This window comes from Delftia sp. GW456-R20 (assembly GCF_001622915.1).
Taxonomy (GTDB): domain Bacteria; phylum Pseudomonadota; class Gammaproteobacteria; order Burkholderiales; family Burkholderiaceae_C; genus Comamonas; species Comamonas acidovorans.
Window position 1 is genome coordinate 2,412,607 of the sequence record NZ_LWCN01000004.1, and the last position, 18,277, is coordinate 2,430,883.

Here is an 18,277-nt window from a genome sequence, read left to right on the forward strand (position 1 = left end):
TTACCGATTCCGTTATGAGAGATGCGAGCCATCACGGGGCGGCCTGACAACGCAAGTACCCACCAACCATCCGCAATGCATGCAAAGGACGCAGTATGAATAATTTCAAGTTATCGACTCGCCTGACCGCCTTGATTGGTTTTCTCTCACTGCTCATGATCGTGATCGGCGCTTTCGGGCTATATGGAATCAGCGAGTCCAACCGCCGATTCAAGGTGGTCTATGAAGAGCGCCTGGTCGCACTGGGCGATCTGCTGGAAGTGCAGCGCCTGCTGCTGCGCAACCGCCATGCGGTCTCGGGCGCCATTGCCGTGCACCTGCCCGAGTACACGCAGCAAAAGCAGCAGGAGATACAGATCAACATCAACGACGTGAACAAGGCCTGGGCCTCGTTCCGCCAGACCCGGATGACCGAGGAAGAGGCGCAGCTGGCCGACCGCTTCGAGGCCGTGCGCGCGCTGTTCCTGCAGGGCTTTCTGAAGCCGGCCCAGCAGGCGCTGCAGTCCGGCGACCTGGAGCTGGCCCGGCAACTGCTGATCGACAAGGACGAGGCCCTGTACGCGCCGCTGCGTGATGTGATCGTGCAGCTGACCGCGCTGCAGACCCGCGTCGCCAAGGAGGAATACGACGCCGCGCAGTCGCTCTACCAGGTGATCTTTGCGGTGGCCGTGGGCTCCATCATCGCGGGTGTGCTGCTGGGGGTGTTGCTGGGCTGGTCCATCATCCGCAACATGGCGCGGTCGCTGCGCCTGGCCATCCATACGGCCGATGCCGTGGCGGCGGGCGATTTGACACGGCACATCGATGTGCGCGGCAAGGACGAGGTGTCCATGCTGCTGCGCGCCCTGCAGACCATGCAGGAGGGGCTGCGCGGCGTGGTGCGCCAGGTGCACCAGGGATCGGTCAGCGTGGCAGCGGCCAGCGGGCAGATCGCGCAGGCCAACCAGGACCTGTCATCACGCACGGAAAGCCAGGCCAGCGCGCTGCAGCAGACGGCAGCCTCCATGGAGCAGCTCAGCTCCACCGTGCGCCAGAACGCCGACAACGCGCAGATGGCCAATCAGCTGGCGCTGGGTGCCTCCACCGTGGCCGAGCAGGGCGGCGAGGTCGTGCGGCAGGTGGTGGACACCATGCGCGGCATCAGTGATTCCAGCCGGCAGATCGCCGACATCATCAATGTGATCGACGGCATTGCCTTCCAGACCAATATCCTCGCGCTGAACGCGGCCGTGGAAGCGGCGCGTGCGGGCGAGCAGGGCCGGGGCTTTGCCGTGGTGGCCACCGAGGTGCGCGGCCTGGCCAGCCGCAGTGCCGAGGCCGCCAAGCAGATCAAGCAACTGATCACCGACAGCGCCAGCCGCGTGCACAACGGCAGCGCGCTGGCCGACCAGGCCGGCACGACCATGGCCGAGGTGGTGGACGCCATACGCCGCGTGACCGATCTGATGGGCGAGATCAGCGCCGCCAGTTCCGAGCAAAGCTCGGGCGTGGCCCAGATCGGCCAGGCGGTCACGCAGATGGACCAGGCCACCCAGCAGAACTCGGCACTGGTGGAGGAGATGGCCGCCGCCGCTTCCAGCCTGCGCGGCCAGGCCGGCGACCTGGTGCGCACGGTGGGCGCCTTCAAGCTGGAGGCGGCAAGCGGCCATCAGCATGTCGCCGTGGAGCTGCAGCGCAGGCAGCCCATGCTGGCAGCAGGCTGAGACGGCAAGAAAAAAGAGCGCGCGCGAGAAGCAGCGAGACAGGCCGGAGCAAGGCAGCAGCAGGTCTTGGCCACCGGGCCAGGCCTGCGGCTGGCTCAATGCAGCGCGTTGCCCCTGGCTTCGCGGCTGCGCGCCATCTTGACGCGGTACATGGCCGCATCGGCCTTTTGCAGCGCGTCGTCGGCATCGATGGATTCGGGCCTGAGACAGACCACGCCCACGCTGGCGCCGCCGTAGTCCAGCGTCTTGCCATCGGGCAGATCGACCTGGAAGGCCGAGGCATCCGACAGGCGCTGCTGCAGTTCACGCGCCACGGCATCGGCCTCGCTGCCGAACAAGGGCCCCACGCCGATGAAGACGAACTCGTCCCCGCCAAAGCGCGCCAGCATGTCGGCGCTGCGCAGGTGGGCGGACAGGCGTTCGCCCATGGCACGCAGCAGCGCGTCGCCGGCCTCGTGGCCGTACTCGTCGTTGACGTTCTTGAAGCGGTCCAGGTCGATGAAGCCCACCACCACGCATTCCTGGCTGCGTGCGCACCGGGCAATGAGCCGGCCCAGCTCGTCGGTGAGGCAGCGCCGGTTGGGCAGGCCGGTCAGCGGGTCCAGCAAGGCCAGCGCCGCCAGCTCCCGGTTGGTCCGGTTCAGGCTGGCGATGAGCTGCTCGCGCTCCACGCGCTCGGCAATCAGGTTGGCGAACAGGCGCAGCATGCCTTCGGCCTCGCTGCTCAGGGCCTGCGAGGACTTGCTGGCCGCGCACAGCGTGCCATAGAGCTGGCCATCCGAAAAACGCACGGGCGCGCTGGCGTAGGTGCGTATGCCCAGTTCACGCGCGGCCTCGGAGTCTCCCCAGCAGTCGCCCACATCGGGCGTGTACATGCGGCCTTCGTCCAGGGCGCGCTTGCACAGCGTGTCGCCCCAGGGAACGACCAGGCCCTCGGGAATCTGCATCTCGCTGGCGTTGCGCGCGTAGAGCACGCGCTGCTGGCCCTGTTCTTCGTTGATGGTGGTGAGATAGGTGGACTCCAGCTGCGTGCTCTCTTCGAGCATTTGCAGCAGGGGCCGCGTCAACTCTTCCAACGAATGCGCCTGGGTCACGGACTGGGACAGGCGCTGGACAAGGGACTCCATGAAATACCTCTCGAAATGACTACGGAAGCAGACTGCCCGCGCGGCTGATGAGGAAATGGCAAGGCAGGCGGGCGGGCACCAATTTGGGGATTGTGACCCGGCCGGACGCAGGCGGGAAGCATTCCCGCCGCGCGCTACACGCCGATAGGCCTGCGCGCCACGCGCCGCTGTCAGCGGCCCGACACAGGCGGCCACATCACCTGCACGCGCAGGCCGCCCAGCGTGGGCGAGCGGTCCAGCAGCAGGCGAGCACCGTGGCGCTCGGCAATGGTCTGCACGATGGCCAGGCCCAGTCCGCTGCCCTGCGCCTGCTGGCCCGCTGAAGCCGCTGAAGCCGCTGAAGCCGCAGAGGGTCCACGCACAAAGCGCCGCAGCACCAGTTCGCGCTCGCTTTCGGCAATGCCGGGGCCCGAGTCCTCGACCACCAGCGCGCGGCCCTGGGCATCGCTGCGCCAGCCGACATCGACGCGGCCGCCTTGCGGAACGTACTTGACGGCGTTGTCCAGCAGGTTGCGCACCAGCATCTGCAAGGACTGTGCGTCGCCCGCCACGGCAAAGGACTGCCGCAGTTGCGGGGACTCGCTCAGGCCCATGTCCAGGCCGTGCTGCTGGGCCGCCACGGCCTGGTCCGCCAGGGCCTGCTCCACCACCTCGCGCAGGTCCACGTCGGCAGGTGCGGCCGCGGCAGCGCCGTGCTGGCCCTGCATGCCTTGCACGCCTTGTGCCGTGCCTTGTACCGTGCCTTGGGCTTCCTGCCGCGCCAATGTCAACAATTGTTCGACGAGCCGTGTGGCCCGGTCTATGCCGGCCGAAAGACGCTGCACGGCCTCGTCATGCGCGGCCACATCGGGCGCGCGCTGCAAGGCCACCAGTTGCAGCTTGAGCGCGGCCAGCGGAGAGCGCAGCTCGTGTGCGGCGTCCGCCACGAAGTGCTGCTGCGCCTCGAAGGCCTGGCCCACGCGCTGCAGCAGCGCATTGAGCTCGGCCACCAGGGGCCGCACCTCGTCGGGCAGGCCCTCGGCAGGCACGGGCGCAAGGTCCTGCGGGCGGCGCGTGGCCAGTTCGCGGCGCACGCGCTGCACGGGCGCCAGCGAACTGCGCACCACCCACCACACGGCCAGCGCCAGCACGGGCGCCAGCAGGGCAATGGGCAGCAGGCTTTGCCAGGCGGCATCGCGCGCCAGGGTGCGGCGCACGCGCATGTCCTGCGCCACCTGGATCACCTGCGAGCGCGTCTGCAGCGAGAACACGCGGTAGACCGTGCCGCGCGCGGGCACGTCGGCAAAGCCCAGCACGGCCATCTGCGGCAGGGCGGCGCCCAGGGCGGATTCAAAAATGCGCAGGCCTTCGTTGGTCCAGACCTGGACGATGAATTCGTGGTTCTCATCCTCGGGCGGCGTGCCCTGGGGCCTGCCGCGCGCGTCCACCGGCAGGCCGGCGCGCAGCGCAAAGGCGGTCTGCTGCATCTGGTAGTCGAACAGGGTGTCGGTCTGCAGCAGCGCATTGCGGTAGGCCAGCAGGCCCTGCAGCAGCGCCGTGAGCACGATGGCCGCCCCCAGGAACATGAGCAGCCGCGTGCCCAGTGCACCGGGCAGGCGGCCGCGCGCCCGGGCGATAAGGGAGGAAACAAGGGAGGAAGCCGGCGCCGTCATGGCTTGGGCACCATGTAGCCCACGCCGCGCACATTGAGGATCAGCCCCGCGCCCAGCTTCTTGCGCAGGCCGTGGATGTAGACCTCGATGGCGTTGCTGCTGACCTCGTCGCCCCAGCCGTAGAGCTTGTCCTCGATCTGCTGGCGCGACAGCGTGCTGCCCGGGCGTGCCAGCAGCGTCTCCAGCACCGCCCATTCGCGGCCGGAGAGCACCACGTCGCGGCCATCGACGCTGGCCTCGCGCGTGGCGGGGTTCAGCCGCACGCCCTCGCGCTCGTACAGCGGGTCGGACCCGCCAGAGGCACGCCGCGCCAGCGCGCGCAGCCGCGCGAGCAGCTCGTCCAGGTCATAGGGTTTGACCACGTAGTCATCGGCCCCCGCATCCAGCCCGGCAATGCGGTCGCGCACGGCATCGCGCGCCGTGGCCACCAGCACCGGCGTGCGGTCGCGGCGCCCGCGCAGATGGCGCAGCACCTGCAATCCGTCCTGCCCGGGCAGGCCCAGGTCCAGCAGCACCATGTCATAGCCATGGCCGCCGCCCGGGCCGGGGCACAGGGCCGCATCGGCCTGCAGGCCGTCACGGACCCAGTCCACCGCATGGCCCTCGCCGCGCAGCAGGGTCTGCACGGCCTCGCCGATCATGGCGTCATCTTCGACAAGCAGTAAGCGCATGGTTGAAGAATAGCTCCCTGGAAGGCTGGCTCAGTTCTGAGGCACATGCCGCCCGAAACTGGCGCGCTCAAACGTCAGGGACAGCGAGCAAGGGCCGCCCCGCCGCGAGGCTGTCGTCCCCCTCCTTCGCGAAGCGATTAGAGAGGGGGAAGGCGCGCAGCGACTCAGGGGGTGAGCGGCGGTCACACCGCCGCTTCAATCTTAGGCATGGCCATCCGGGCCTTGGTCAGCGCCATGCCCAGGTTGGCCGTGCGGCGGCACACGAAGACGGCCACGTAGTCGGGCATGAGCTTGCCGCGCAGGAAGACGTGGATGAGGTTGTCGCTGTTGACGATGAGCTCCTGGAAGTAGTGGTGGCCGTCGTCCTTGAGGCCGCGCGACTTCTTGAACAGGCTCTCGATCATCGAGACATTGGGGCCGTTGAACAGGTCGGCCGTGGCCGCGGCCACCAGGTCGATGACTTCGCGCGGATGCGAGTCCACCGTGCGGATGGCCAGCAGCATGCCGGAGGCGGCATCCACGTAGCCGATGGCCAGGCACTCGGGCACGGACCCGGCCACCTCGCTCAAAACGTTATCCAGGCTCATTGCAGCTTTCCTTTTTTTGTGAATGGATGTGATCGGTCAGCCCATCTTCAGCAGCAGTGCCACTTCGTACGCGTAGAGCAGGTCCTCCTGGGCCTGGGACTGCACGTACTGGGCGTCGATGAGGCGCACGCGGCGCAGCGCCTCGTCGGCGGTGAGGCCCTCGCGCACCAGCCATGCGGCCAGCACCGTGCCCGTGCGGCCCAGGCCGGCCAGGCAGTGCACGGCCAGCACCTCGCCCGCGCGCAGCATGGCCGACATGCGCGCCAGCAGCATCTGGATCTGGGCCACCGTGGGTGATTCGTGGTCGCGCACCGGCAGGTGCAGGTTGCGCAGGCCGTGCCGCTGCAGCGGCTCTTGTGGCAGGTCGTTTTCGGTCAGCGTGATCAGCACGGTGACGCCGCAGCCGCGCAGGGCCTTCAGGTCAAAGTCCATGGACTGCACCACGCCGGGCTGCGGCGCACCGGCCAGCCGGCCCGGCACCAGCCAGGCAAAACCGTTGGGGCCGCGGCTGGCGGGCACGGCCTGCGGGTCGGCCGCCAACGGCTGCCAGTCCACCAGCACGGCGGGATTGACGGCGCGCGGCCGGGCAGCGGCAGCGGGTGTCGGTGCGGATACCGGCGCAGGCATGGATGCAGGCACGGGGGCAGGCGCAGGCTCAGGTGCAGGCATGGGCTCGGATGCAGGCTCGGCGGCCACTGCATCCGACAGAAACTCGGAGATCGCGGCCACGGCCGCTGCAGGCAGCGGAGGAGGCAGGGGCACGCCCTCCTCCAGGTCTTCGGCCCGCGCATCGGGAGAGGCCACGGCACAGCTGCCGGTGCGCAAGAACTGCTGGCCCGCCAGCGACAGCGGTGCACGCAGAAAGGCTTCCATGGATTGCGCCTCGGCGATGCGGCCGCCGGCCAGCAGCAGCATGTCCTGCGCCACGGCCTGTGCGTGCTGCTGGTGGTGCGTGCTCATCAGCACGGCGGTGCGCTGCGCCACCTGGCGCAGCAGTTCCAGCAGCACGAAGGCCTCGTAGCCTTCAAGCTCGGCCGTGGGCTCGTCCACCATCAGCAGCGCCGGCTCGGCCAGCGCCTCGCGCAGGATGGCCACGGCCCGCTGCTGCACGGGGGACAGCTGCAGCGCCGGCTGGTCGAACATCAGCGCAAGCTCGGGGAAGCCGAAGGCCTGCACCTGGGCGCGGCACCAGTCGCGCAGCTCATGCGGCACCAGCTTGAGACGGGGGCGCGCCAGCTCCACGATGGCGTCGAAGGTGCTGGCCATCATCAGCCTGGCCTGCTGCTGCACCAGGCGCGGCGCCTGCAGGCCGCTGCGCCATGGCTGGCCCGCGTAGCGCGTGCTGCCCCAGCGGCGAAAACGCGGGTTGGCGGCATTGAGATCGGCCAGCGTGCGCAGCAGGGTGGATTTGCCCGATCCCGAAGGCCCCAGCAAAACGGTGACGCCCCGGGCGGGCAGTGCGAAGTCCACCTCAGCCAGGATGACGCGCGCACCGAACGATGCGCCCAAACCCGCCACCTGCAAGCTGTAGTCCTGATTCAAAGCCGTGCCTTTCCTGTGATGCGTTGCGCCCCCAGGGGCCGTATTCCGTGAATCAAGACGGTCAGCGCACGCCTCGATGGGCCGGCAGTCTAAGCGGTTTCCCTTACATCAATCCGTCACAAAAAGAAACATTACTAACGCAAACGGGCGTCATTTCACACGATACAACCATCACATTGGCGTACCGCTCCTTGGACCGCTGGCATTTTTCTCTGGTTTTTCCAAAGCGATAGCCCCGGCGCATTCACGCCGGGGCCGTGCGATCAATCAAGTGTGTGGATGCTTCTGGTCCCTTACCTCCTTTCACTTACCCGAGACGTACGGGGACAAAGATCCTGTTGCCATCGCGCCAGATCAGCACGGCCACGGTCTTGCCGGCCTTGGCCATGGCGGCGCGCACGGCCTCGATATCACCGGCAGGCGTGCCGTTGATGGACAGCAGCACGTCGCCCTGGGTGATGCCGGCCTCGGCGGCCGGGCCTGCGGCGTCGGCCACAACCAGGCCGTCCTTCACGCCGATCTGCTGCTTTTCCTCGGGCTGCAGCGGGCGCAGGGCCAGGCCCAGCTTGCCCTTGCCGGCGTCGGGCTTGTCCTTGGCCACCTTGGCGGCCTTGTCGCTGGCATCGCCCAGCACGGCGCTGAGCGTGCGGGCCTCGCCGTTGCGCCATATCTCCAGCGTGACCTTCTGGCCCGGCAGCGCCTGGCCCACAAAGGCCGGCAGATCGCCCGAGCCCACGATGGGCTGGCCATCGATCTTGCGCACCACGTCGCCGGGCTCCAGGCCCGCCTTGGCGGCGGGGCCGCTCTTGTCCACGCTGGACACCAGGGCGCCTTCGGGACGGTCGAGCTTGAAGGAGTCGGCAAAGGCCTGGTTCACCTCCTGCACGGCCACGCCCAGCCGCGCATGCTGTACCTTGCCCGTGGCCACGATCTGCTGCTGCACGCGCGTGGCCACCTCGATGGGAATGGCGAAGGACACACCCTGGTAGCCGCCCGAGCGCGAGTAGATCTGGCTGTTGATGCCCACCACCTCGCCGCGCGCATTGAACAGCGGGCCGCCCGAGTTGCCGGGGTTGATGGCCACGTCGGTCTGCAGGAAGGGCACGAAGCTGTCGTCAGGCAGGGTGCGGCCCTTGGCGCTGACCACGCCGGCCGTCACGCTGCTCTCGAAGCCGAAGGGCGAGCCGATGGCCAGCACCCAGTCGCCCACGCGCAGATCGGCCGTCTTGCCCAGCGATACGGTGGGCAGGTTCTTCGCCTCGATGCGCAGCACGGCCACGTCGGTCTTGGGATCGGCGCCCAGCACCTTGGCGCTGAACTCGCGCCGGTCGGTGAGCTTGACAGTGACTTCCTTGGCGCCGCGCACCACGTGGGCGTTGGTCAGGATCAGGCCGTCGCTGGAGACGATGAAGCCCGAGCCTTCGCCGCGCGTGGGCACATCGCGCTGCGGCTGGCCCTGGCCCATGCCCGGCATGCCGGGCACGCCGAAGCGGCGGAAGAATTCAAAGAACGGATCGTTGGGGTCCATGCCCTGCAGGCCCTGACCTTGGCCCTGGCCCTGCCGTGCAGCGGCCTCGTCGCCATCCTCGCCCATGGCGCGCGAGCTGCCGACCACGCTGATGTTGACCACGGCCGCGCCGTTGCGCGCCGTGATGTCGGCAAAGTTGGGCGCCGCCACGGCGGCGGCGGGGGAAGCTGGAGAAGCAGGCTGTGCTGCAGGCGCAAACAGCGACGTGGCGGCACGCGCATCGCCATGCACCACACCAACCAGACCGGCGCCCGTGGCGCCCAGGGCGCCGATGGCACCTGCGGCCACCAGGGCCAGCACCAGACGGCGGGGAGTGGACAGAATCTTGTTCATCGCAGACCTTTCCTCAAAAGCAGCGTTCCTTGCTGCGTTGGGGAGAAGTCTGAAGGGGCAGACTTAGGCGAGGCTTAGAGGGCGCTGGCCCTCACCCATCCACTCTGCGCAAAACCCAGCAAAGCGCTGCACGACCTGCCTGGGCTTGAGGCTGCGGGACTGAGCAATGCCCAGGGTGACAACCGCCACCTCGTCCTTGAAGGGCCGGATGATGAAGTCCACTCCATCCACCGTGCGCGTGGACTGCAGGGGAAAGTTCAGGATGCTGAATCCCAGTCCATTGGCCACCATGCCGCGCACGACCTCGGGCTGGGCGGAGCGGAAGGCAGGCACGGGCCGCTCGCCCACGGCGTCGAACAGCCGCGCGAAATACTCCCGGCTGTGGGGCAGGTCGAGCATGACATAGGGCTCTGCAAGCAGGCTCTTGAGCGTGACGGCGCGCTGGCGGGCCAGTCGGTGCCGCGCCGGCAGGATGGCGTAGGGAGGCAGCGTGCGCAGCGGCTGGAAGGCGATGTCGTCGGTGAGGTCTATGTCATAGGTGAGGGCCAGGTCCAGCGATCCGTCGCGCAGGCTGGTGAACAAGTCCTCCTGGTGGGCTTCGGCCGTGCGGAAGGTGATGCCCGCATGCTCCGCCACGAAACGGCTGATGAGCCCGGCCAGCAGCGGCGGGGCCAGCGAAGTGAGGCAGCCCAGCGCAATGCTGCCCGACATACCCGAATCCAAGCTGCGCGCAACGCCTTGCAATTCTTCCGCGTTCTTGAGCAGGCTTCGGGCCATGCCCAGTATTTCGCGCCCGGCCTGGGTCAGGGACAGCCCGGCCGCATGGTGGCGAATGAACAGTTGCACGCCAAAGGATTCCTCCAGCTCGGCGATCGCCGTGGAGATCGACGGCTGCGAGACATGCAGCAGCCGCGATGCGGCAGTGAAAGACAGCGCCTGGGCCGTGGCGACGAAATAGCGCAGCTGGCGAAGCGAGTACCGCAGCGATAGGTTTTCCACGGGCTTGGCTCCAGCGGCAACGAAGGCTCTACATAAAACAAAACTATGCAATGCATCTTATTAATATTCTTTATAAATAGCCACTTTCTCCCTAAATTTCCTCCCCAGACAGACCCATCTGACCCACGGAGGACGACATGCAGACAGCAGACCAGGGGCACTTTGCCCAGGCCCCGAACAGGGCGCGGGGAGACAGTGCCCCATGACAGCCAATCCCATTTCCATCGACACACTGGTGGTCGGCGCGGGCCAAGCCGGCGTGGCCATGAGCGAGCATCTGGGCCGCATCGGCGTGCCCCACCTGGTCCTGGAGCGCGAGCGCATTGCCGAACGCTGGCGCACGGGCCGCTGGGATTCGCTGGTGGCCAACGGCCCCGCCTGGCATGACCGCTTTCCCGGCTTGGAGTTCGACGATCTGGACGCGGATGCCTTCGCACCCAAGGACCGGGTGGCCGAGTATTTCGAGGCCTATGCCAGAAAGTTCGGCGCCCCCATACGCACCGGCGTGGAAGTGACCCGGGTGGTACGCAATACGGGCGTCGAAGGTTTTACCGCAGAGACCTCCGAGGGCCTGGTCCACGCTCGCCGCGTGGTAGTGGCAACCGGGCCGTTCCAGCGCCCGGTGATCCCCGCGCTAGCCCCTGAAGACAAGCGGTTCACACAAATCCATTCCGCGCACTATCGCCACCCCGGGCAATTGCCCGAAGGCGCCGTGCTGGTGGTGGGGGCTGGTTCATCGGGCGTGCAGATCGCCGATGAACTGCGGCGCGCCGGCCGAAAGGTCTATCTGTCGGTGGGCCCGCATGACCGGCCACCGCGCTCTTACCGCAACCGCGATTTCTGCTGGTGGCTGGGCGTGCTCGGAGAATGGGACAAGGAGACGGCTGCACCGGGCAAGGAGCATGTGACCATTGCCGTCAGCGGGGCGCGCGGCGGCCAGACCATCGATTTTCGCCGTCTCGCCCATGAAGGGATCACGCTGGTGGGCGTGACCCGGGTCTTCGATGATGGTGTCGTGTCCTTCGCGCCAGACCTGATCACCCATCTGACGCGCGGCGACGAGAACTACCTGTCGCTGCTGGACGCAGCGGACGCCTATGTGGCACGCAACGGCCTGGACCTTCCAGAGGAGCCCGAGGCGCGGCGCATGCTGCCCGATCCGCCTTGCGTCACGCAGCCGCTGGCGTCGCTGGACCTGGTGCAGGCCGGCGTGTCCTCCATCGTCTGGGCGACCGGCTACGCGGTGGACTACCGCTGGCTGCAGGTCGATGCCTTCGATGCCAGTGGCAAGCCGCGACACCAGCGCGGGGTTTCGTCCGAGCCCGGCATCTATTTCCTGGGCCTGCCCTGGCTGTCGCGGCGCGGCTCCAGCTTCATCTGGGGCGTCTGGCACGACGCCCGGCATATCGCAGACCACATCGCCATACAGCGCCAGTACCTCGCCTACCGCGATGCAGCCCACCGCACGCCCTCGCACGGGGCACCCACCCAGGCCGCCCATCCCACAGGAGCGCAATGATGCCCGCCCACACACAGCCCCCTACCCACACGCGCATCCGGATGTTCAACACCAAGGACACCTATCCCAACCAGTCGCTGGACAACGACCTGTGCCAGGCCGTGCGCGCCGGCAACACCGTCTATGTGCGCGGCCAGATCGGCACCGATTTCGAGGGCAATCTGGTCGGCCTGGGCGATCCGCAAAAGCAGGCCGAGCAGGCGATGAAGAACGTCAAGCAGCTGCTGGAGGAGGCGGGCAGCGACCTGTCGCACATCGTCAAGACCACCACCTACATCGTCGACCCGCGCTACCGCGAGCCCGTCTACCGGGAAGTGGGCAAGTGGCTCAAGGGCGTGTTTCCCATCTCCACGGGGCTTTGCATATCGGCTCTGGGGCAGCCGCAGTGGCTGATGGAGATCGACGTGATCGCGGTCATCCCCGAGGGCTGGCAGCCCGGCGCGCAGTGAGGAGCAGGACATGACCTTCTCCATCCTCTGGCAGGCGTATCGGCCGCAGATGAAGGACTACCTGACGCGCGCCCCTGGACCCCACGGCCGCACCCAGCTATGGAGTGCCTGGCGATGAATAAGCCGACAAGTCGCGATCTGCTCAGGTCGCTGGTGGGATTTCCGACCGTCAGCCGGGACTCCAATCTGGCACTGATCGGCTTCATCCAGCGCTACCTGGCCGACCTGGGGGTGCAAAGCGAACTGCTGCACAACGCCGAGGGCACCAAGGCCAATCTGTTCGCCACCATCGGCCCACGCGACCGTGGCGGCATCGTCCTGTCCGGGCATACGGACGTGGTTCCCGTGGACGGGCAGGCCTGGACCATGGAGCCTTTCCGCCTCACCGAGGCGCATGGCCGCCTGTATGGCCGGGGCACGGCCGACATGAAGGGATTCATCGCATCAGTGCTGGCCGCAGTGCCGCTTTTCCTGCGCCAGCCCCTTTCCATGCCCGTGCACCTGGCTTTTTCCTACGACGAGGAGGTGGGCTGCCTGGGCGTGCGGTCCCTGCTGTCGGAACTGCAAAACCGCCCCCACAGGCCACGCCTGTGCCTGATCGGCGAGCCTACGGAACTGCAGCCGGTGCTGGGACACAAGGGCAAGCTGGCGATGCGATGCCGCATCCAGGGCGCGGCCTGTCATTCGGCCCATGCGCCGCGCGGCGTCAATGCCATCGGATACGCGGCGCGCGTGATCCGCAAGCTGGACGAGATCGGCGCAAGGCTGTCGCGGCCCGAGCACCACGACCCGCGCTTCGATCCGCCGTTCTCGACGGTGCAGGTCGGCGTCATCCAGGGCGGCCGCGCGCTGAACATCGTGCCTGCCGAGTGCGAGTTCGATTTCGAGGTTCGCGCCCTGCCAGGCTTCGATGCGCATGAAGTGGCGTACGAACTGCAGGACTATGCCGAGACCGATCTGCAACCACTCATGCAAGCGGTGCAGCCCGGCACCGGCATCCGCTTGCAGCCGCTGAGCGCCTACCCGGGACTGGCCACACCGCCCGAGAGCGAGGCTGCGCAACTGCTGACCCTGCTGAGCGGGCGCAGGGATTTCGGCACGGTGGCCTTCGGTACGGAAGGCGGACTGTTCGACCAGGCGGGCATCCCCACGGTGGTGTGCGGGCCGGCCAGCATGGACCAGGGGCACAAGCCCGATGAGTTCATCACCGTGGAACAACTGCAGGCCTGTGATGCCATGCTGGCCCGCCTGGCGGCCCACCTGACGCAAGTTGACGGTGCCACCCAGGACCCGGCCCGGCCACAAGCGGAGGACAGCCGCCATCCACAGTGACCGCAGCGGCAGATGCCGCGATTTTCCACCTACATAAAACATCGGACGCACCCAACGTGCCAATGCACAAGCACACGGACGTCACGCAACCGCAACTCCACTATCTGGAGGAGACACCATGGAACACAACGACAACACCCTGCGGCTGGAAGACAGCACCATCCAACCCATTCCCGCCCATGAACGGCATGGCAAGGCCAGCGACCTGTTCACCATCTGGTTCGGCACCAACGTCATGCTGCTGACCGTGGTCACCGGGGCGCTGGTCGTCACGGTGTTCAAGCAGCCGTTCTGGTGGGGCACGCTGGCCATCGTCGTCGGCAATCTGGTCGGCGCGGTATTCATGGCGCTGCATGCGGCGCAGGGCCCTCAGTTGGGGGTGCCCCAGATGGTGCAGACGCGCGGGCAGTTCGGCTCGCTGGGCTCTTTGCTGGTGGTGGGCCTGGTGGTGGTCATGTATGTGGGCTTCTTCGCCTCCAACCTCGTGCTGGGCGGGCAGTCGCTGCACAGTCTGAGCAGTGCCGTGACGGTCAACCAGGGCGTGGTCGCGGTGGGCCTGCTGAGCCTGGTGGCCACCATCTTTGGCTACCGGCTGATCCACATCTACACGCGGCTGCTGACCTGGTGCGCAGGCGCGGTGCTGGTGCTGGCCTTCGCCTGGATCATCTTCGTGCACGGGCTGCCGGCCGATCTGCTGTCGAAGAACGCACCCAGCCTGACGGGATTTCTGGGCAGCATGTCCATCGCCGCGCTCTGGCAGATCGCCTATGCGCCCTATGTGTCCGACTACTCGCGCTACCTGCCGGCGGACACCGGCCCGCGCGTGGCCTTCTGGGCCAGCTATGGCGGCTGCACCCTGGGCTCCATCTTTCCGATGGTGCTGGGCGCGCTCGTGGGCCTGACGGTGGAGGGCGATGACATCGTAAAAAGCCTGAGCACGCTGACGCAGGGCATCAGTCCGCTGGTGATCATCGTGCTGACGCTGGGCATCGCGGCCACCAACGCCATGAACCTGTACTGCGGCGCGCTGTCCACGATCACCATCGTGCAGACGCTGCGGCCTTCCTGGTCGGCCAAGGCGGCGGCGCGCGCGGCCTGTGCCTGCCTGCTGTTCGGCATCGCCTTGACGATTGCGCTGGCCGGCCAGGACAACTTCCTGGCCACCTATACCCACTTCATTTTGTTGCTGTTGTGCGTAATGGTGCCCTGGACTGCGGTGAATCTGGTGGACTACTACCTCGTCCGCCACGGCCAGTACGACGTGGATTCCTTCTTCCGCCAGGACGGCGGCATCTATGGGCGCTTCAACGGCGTGGCCATCTTTTCGTACGCCTTTGGCATTGCCGTGCAACTGCCTTTCGTCGCCACCGATCTGTACACCGGCCCCGTTGCGAAGATGCTGGACGGCGCGGACATTTCCTGGATCGTCGGGCTGATACTGACATCGGTGGTGTACTACGTGTGCCAGAAGCGCTTTGCACCGATCCCCGCCCCCATGGCCCTGCCATGACATCCGCCATGACCAGGACAACCCTGCAGCAGCCGTACCTGCCCCCGAGCGCCCAGACACAGCGGGCCCTCACGTCCATCGAAGCCATTGCGGCCATACAGCAGGGCCGGCTTGCGGCGAGCGACTATTTGGCCACCCTGCTCGCGCATGCGCAGGCCATGTCGGGGCTCAATGCGCTGACGGCGCTGGACGTGCAGGGCGCGCTGGCGGCTGCGCGGCGCATCGACGCACTGCCCGCCGACGCCCGGGCGCAATTGCCGCTGGCCGGCCTTCCCATCGTTGTGAAGGACAACATCAACACGCGAGGCCTGCCGAACACGGCAGGAACACCGGCGCTGGAACACTTCATCCCCCGGGACAACGCGCCCTCTGTGCAGCGCCTGCTGGATGCGGGGGCCATTGTCCTGGGCAAGGCCAATATGCATGAGCTGGCCTTCGGCATCACCAGCACGAATCTGGCGCCGCATGCGGGGCCTGTGCGCAACCCCTACGACCCCAGCCGCATCCCGGGCGGCTCGTCGGGCGGCACGGCCGCCGCCATTGCCGCGCGCATCGTGCCTGCAGGGCTGGGCACGGATACCGGAGGCTCTACGCGCATTCCTGCGGCGCTGACCGGCATTGCGGGCTTTCGCCCCTCGGTGGGCAACGGCGGCGCCAGCCGGCGCTACCACGACCCGAATGCGGTCGTCCCCATCAGCCACACGCGCGATACCGTGGGTCCCATGGCGCGCAGCGTGGCCGACATCGCCCTGCTGGACCAGGTGATCACGGACAGCGCCCCCCTGGTGACCCTGGACCTGCGGGGCCTGCGCGTTGGCCTGCCCTCCCCCCTGTGGGAAGGCCTGGAGCCGTAGGTCGAGGCCGTGACGCGCGCAGCGCTGCTGCGGCTCCAGGCCGCTGGCGTGGACTGGGTGGATATGGCCATGCCCGACCTTCTGGACATCAACAGGCATATCGGCGCACCGCTGGCGCTGCATGAGTCGGCCGAAGACCTGCCGGCATGGCTTGCTGCCAACGAAGCGCCGGTCCGTACCGTGGCCGACATCGCCGCGCGCATTGCCAGTCCCGATGTGCGTGACATGTACCAGGCCGTGCTCGCGGACGAGGCCGCAGACCAGTACGAAGAGGCCATGACGGTCTGGCGGCCCCGGCTGCAGCAGTACTACGCCACGGCCTTTGCCACGCACCGGATCGATGCGCTGCTGTTCCCGACCACGCGGCTTGCGGCCGTGCCGCTGGACGAGGTGAACGGCTCCTCGACAGTGTCGATACAAGGAGCGGAGGCGGTCAGCACCTTCGAGGCCTTTCTGCGCAATACCGATCCGGCCAGCAATGCCGGTCTGCCTGGCCTTTCGCTGCCGGCCGGCCTGACGCCACAGGGGCTGCCGGTGGGCATCGAGCTGGACGGCCCCGAAGGCAGCGACCGCCGCCTGCTGGCGATAGGGGTGGCCTTCGAGCAGGTGCTGGGCCTGCTGGCCGCGCCGCGGCCCTGAGTCACAGGCACAGCCTGCGGCGGCGCCGCTCAGATCAGCGCCAGCACCTTCTCCGGCGGGCGGCACAGCGCTGCGCCCTTGGGGGTGACGACGATGGGGCGGTTGAGCAGCACGGGGTGCTCGGCCACGGCGGCGATGAGCTGCGCATCGCTGACGGATGCATCGCCCAGGCCCAGCTCGGTGTAGACGGCTTCCTTGCTGCGCAGCAGCTCGCGCACGGGCACGCCCAGCCGCCGGACCAGGGCCTGCAGTTGCGCAGCGTCCAGGGGCTGGGCGATGTAGTCGACGATGGTCGGCTCCACGCCGTTGTCGCGCAGCAGGGCCAGCGCGCCGCGCGAGTTGCTGCAGCGGTTGTTGTGGTAGATGGTGATGTCGGTGCGAGGTGCGGTGGTGTTCATGGGCCGCAGTGTAGGCCCATGAAAATGCGCATCAGGCCACGGCTTCCTCGGGATGGGCATCGACCTCGCGGCCGGGCAGCAGCAGGTTCAACCCCACAGCGACCAGGGCGCCGACGGTGATGCCCGAGCCGAAGACTTCGCGCACGAAGGCAGGCATGCGGGCCAGCAGGTCCGGGCGCACCGTGACCGCCAGGCCGCAGCCCAGCGAGACCGCGATGATCAGGCTGGCGCGCCGCGAGTGCTCGGCGCCGCTGAGCATGCGGATGCCGGCAGAAATGATCATGGCAAACATCATCAGCCCCGCGCCGCCGAGCACGGGCTGCGGAATCGTCACCACCAGTGCGCCCAGCACGGGAAAGAGTCCGGCCAGCAGCAGCATGACGCCCGTCAGCATGACCACGTGGCGGCTGGCCACGCCGGTCAGCGAGACCACGCCCACGTTCTGGGCGAAGGTGGACAGCGGAGGGCTGGACATCACGGCGGCGAAGGCCGAGCCCACGCCGTCGCACAGCATGCCGCTGGACAGGCGCTTGCCGTCGATGCGCGTCTGCGTGGCCGCGCCCAGGGCCATGAAAGTGCCCGTGGTCTCGACGATGGTCACCAGAAAGGCGATGGACATGGCGACGATACCGGCCACCGGGAACGTCATGCCGAAGGTCAGCGGCTGCGGGATGGCGAAGACCGCGGCCTCGCTCACCTGGGTGAAGTCGATCAGGCCCAGCGCCAGGCACAGCACATAGCCGCAGGCGATGCCCAGCACCACGGCCGAGGCAGAGACGATGCCCCTGCCCCACTGCACGAAGCCGATCACCAGCACCAGCACGAAGCCGGCGATGGCCAGGTGGCCGATCGCGCCGTAGTCGCTGCGGCCCACGCCGCCCGCAGCCCAGTCCACGGCGACGGGAGTCAGCGACAGGCCGATCATGGTCACGACCACGCTGGTCACGGTGTGCGGAAAGAAGCGGCGGATCACGGGCATGAAGTAGCTGCCCACGATCATCACCAGCGACCCTACCAGCGAGGAGCCCAGGATGCCGGCCACGCCATGCTCCAGCCCCACGCTGATGCCCGCGCCCACGAAGGCGAAGCTTGTGCCCATGACGCAGGGCAGCCGTATGCCCACGGGCCCCACCCCCCTGCACTGGACGATGGTGACCACGCCCGAGCCCAGCAGCGCTGCATTCACCAGCGCCACGATCTGGTCGGCCGGCAGCTTGAGCGCCCCGCCGAAGACCAGGGGCACGGCGATGATGCCGCCCAGCGCCGCCAGCAGGTGCTGCAGCGACAGAAGGACCGTGGTGATGAGCATTGGCGGTCGGTCTTCCACCTTGTAAAGCAGTTGTTCCATTGTCTTGTCTCCTTGTGTCCTGGCCGTTGGCCTCTTCAGAGGCGCTTGTATGTATGTCGGGGCAGTGGTGCCGGAAAAGGGTGGGG

Annotated in this window: 14 protein-coding genes and 2 pseudogenes; 7 read left to right on the forward strand and 9 right to left on the reverse strand. The window is 67.6% G+C overall.

Features of this window, described 5'->3' with window-relative positions; translation table 11 throughout:
* Positions 1-95 precede the first annotated feature (95 nt).
* The gene (locus tag A4F85_RS16125; RefSeq protein ID WP_063327147.1) at positions 96-1,703 is read left to right on the forward strand and encodes a methyl-accepting chemotaxis protein; all 1,608 of its coding nucleotides are present in this window, start codon (positions 96-98) and stop codon (positions 1,701-1,703) included.
* Between the two features lie 95 nt (positions 1,704-1,798).
* On the opposite strand, the gene A4F85_RS16130 is transcribed toward A4F85_RS16125, so the two are convergent.
* The 7 genes from A4F85_RS16130 to A4F85_RS16160 all read right to left on the reverse strand — a co-directional run bounded on the left by A4F85_RS16130 (position 1,799) and on the right by A4F85_RS16160 (position 10,142).
* Positions 1,799-2,830 carry a GGDEF domain-containing protein gene (locus A4F85_RS16130; protein WP_063327148.1) on the reverse strand — a complete coding sequence of 344 codons (1,032 nt, stop codon included), beginning with the start codon at positions 2,828-2,830 and terminating at the stop codon, positions 1,799-1,801.
* A gap of 170 nt (positions 2,831-3,000) precedes the next feature.
* Positions 3,001-4,482: an ATP-binding protein gene (locus tag A4F85_RS16135; RefSeq protein ID WP_063327149.1), complete on the reverse strand. Its 1,482-nt coding sequence runs from the start codon at positions 4,480-4,482 to the stop codon at positions 3,001-3,003.
* The gene (locus tag A4F85_RS16140; protein ID WP_012203526.1) at positions 4,479-5,153 is read right to left on the reverse strand and encodes a response regulator; all 675 of its coding nucleotides are present in this window, start codon (positions 5,151-5,153) and stop codon (positions 4,479-4,481) included. The genes A4F85_RS16135 and A4F85_RS16140 overlap by 4 nt, the downstream gene beginning before the upstream one ends.
* 182 nt (positions 5,154-5,335) lie before the next feature.
* Positions 5,336-5,740, reverse strand: coding sequence for a hypothetical protein (locus A4F85_RS16145; protein ID WP_012203525.1), 405 nt, complete (start codon positions 5,738-5,740; stop codon positions 5,336-5,338).
* Between the two features lie 36 nt (positions 5,741-5,776).
* Positions 5,777-7,282 (reverse strand): phosphatase domain-containing putative toxin, encoded by a 1,506-nt coding sequence (locus A4F85_RS16150; RefSeq protein ID WP_063327150.1) that lies wholly within the window; start codon positions 7,280-7,282, stop codon positions 5,777-5,779.
* Between the two features lie 307 nt (positions 7,283-7,589).
* The gene (locus A4F85_RS16155; RefSeq protein ID WP_063327151.1) at positions 7,590-9,143 is read right to left on the reverse strand and encodes a Do family serine endopeptidase; all 1,554 of its coding nucleotides are present in this window, start codon (positions 9,141-9,143) and stop codon (positions 7,590-7,592) included.
* Positions 9,144-9,206: 63 nt separating this feature from the next.
* Complete coding sequence (locus A4F85_RS16160) at positions 9,207-10,142, reverse strand: LysR family transcriptional regulator (RefSeq protein ID WP_063327152.1); 936 nt, start codon at positions 10,140-10,142, stop codon at positions 9,207-9,209.
* A gap of 202 nt (positions 10,143-10,344) precedes the next feature.
* Here A4F85_RS16160 and A4F85_RS16165 point away from each other — a divergent pair, with 202 nt between their 5' ends.
* The 6 genes and pseudogenes from A4F85_RS16165 (at position 10,345) to iaaH (ending at position 16,445) form a co-directional block, all read left to right on the forward strand.
* Entirely contained in the window at positions 10,345-11,661 is a 1,317-nt protein-coding gene (locus tag A4F85_RS16165; RefSeq protein ID WP_063327153.1) for a flavin-containing monooxygenase, read from the forward strand.
* Positions 11,661-12,110, forward strand: coding sequence for a RidA family protein (locus A4F85_RS16170; RefSeq protein WP_063328004.1), 450 nt, complete (start codon positions 11,661-11,663; stop codon positions 12,108-12,110). Before A4F85_RS16165 ends, A4F85_RS16170 begins: the two co-directional genes overlap by 1 nt.
* A 25-nt stretch (positions 12,111-12,135) precedes the next feature.
* Positions 12,136-12,232: pseudogene (locus tag A4F85_RS30675) on the forward strand (DUF1028 domain-containing protein); the annotation flags it as partial.
* Positions 12,225-13,442 (forward strand): acetylornithine deacetylase, encoded by a 1,218-nt coding sequence (gene argE / locus A4F85_RS16175; RefSeq protein ID WP_063328005.1) that lies wholly within the window; start codon positions 12,225-12,227, stop codon positions 13,440-13,442. The pseudogene A4F85_RS30675 and the gene argE, both read left to right, overlap by 8 nt.
* 118 nt (positions 13,443-13,560) lie before the next feature.
* Positions 13,561-14,952: a purine-cytosine permease family protein gene (locus A4F85_RS16180; protein WP_063327154.1), complete on the forward strand. Its 1,392-nt coding sequence runs from the start codon at positions 13,561-13,563 to the stop codon at positions 14,950-14,952.
* An 8-nt stretch (positions 14,953-14,960) separates the two neighbouring features.
* Positions 14,961-16,445: pseudogene (gene iaaH / locus A4F85_RS16185) on the forward strand (indoleacetamide hydrolase).
* 29 nt (positions 16,446-16,474) lie between these two features.
* Here the strand turns inward: iaaH and arsC are convergent.
* The gene (gene arsC, locus A4F85_RS16190) at positions 16,475-16,843 is read right to left on the reverse strand and encodes an arsenate reductase (glutaredoxin) (protein WP_063327155.1); all 369 of its coding nucleotides are present in this window, start codon (positions 16,841-16,843) and stop codon (positions 16,475-16,477) included.
* A gap of 31 nt (positions 16,844-16,874) precedes the next feature.
* Positions 16,875-18,191, reverse strand: coding sequence for a nucleobase:cation symporter-2 family protein (locus A4F85_RS16195; RefSeq protein ID WP_013804016.1), 1,317 nt, complete (start codon positions 18,189-18,191; stop codon positions 16,875-16,877).
* Positions 18,192-18,277: the final 86 nt, after the last annotated feature.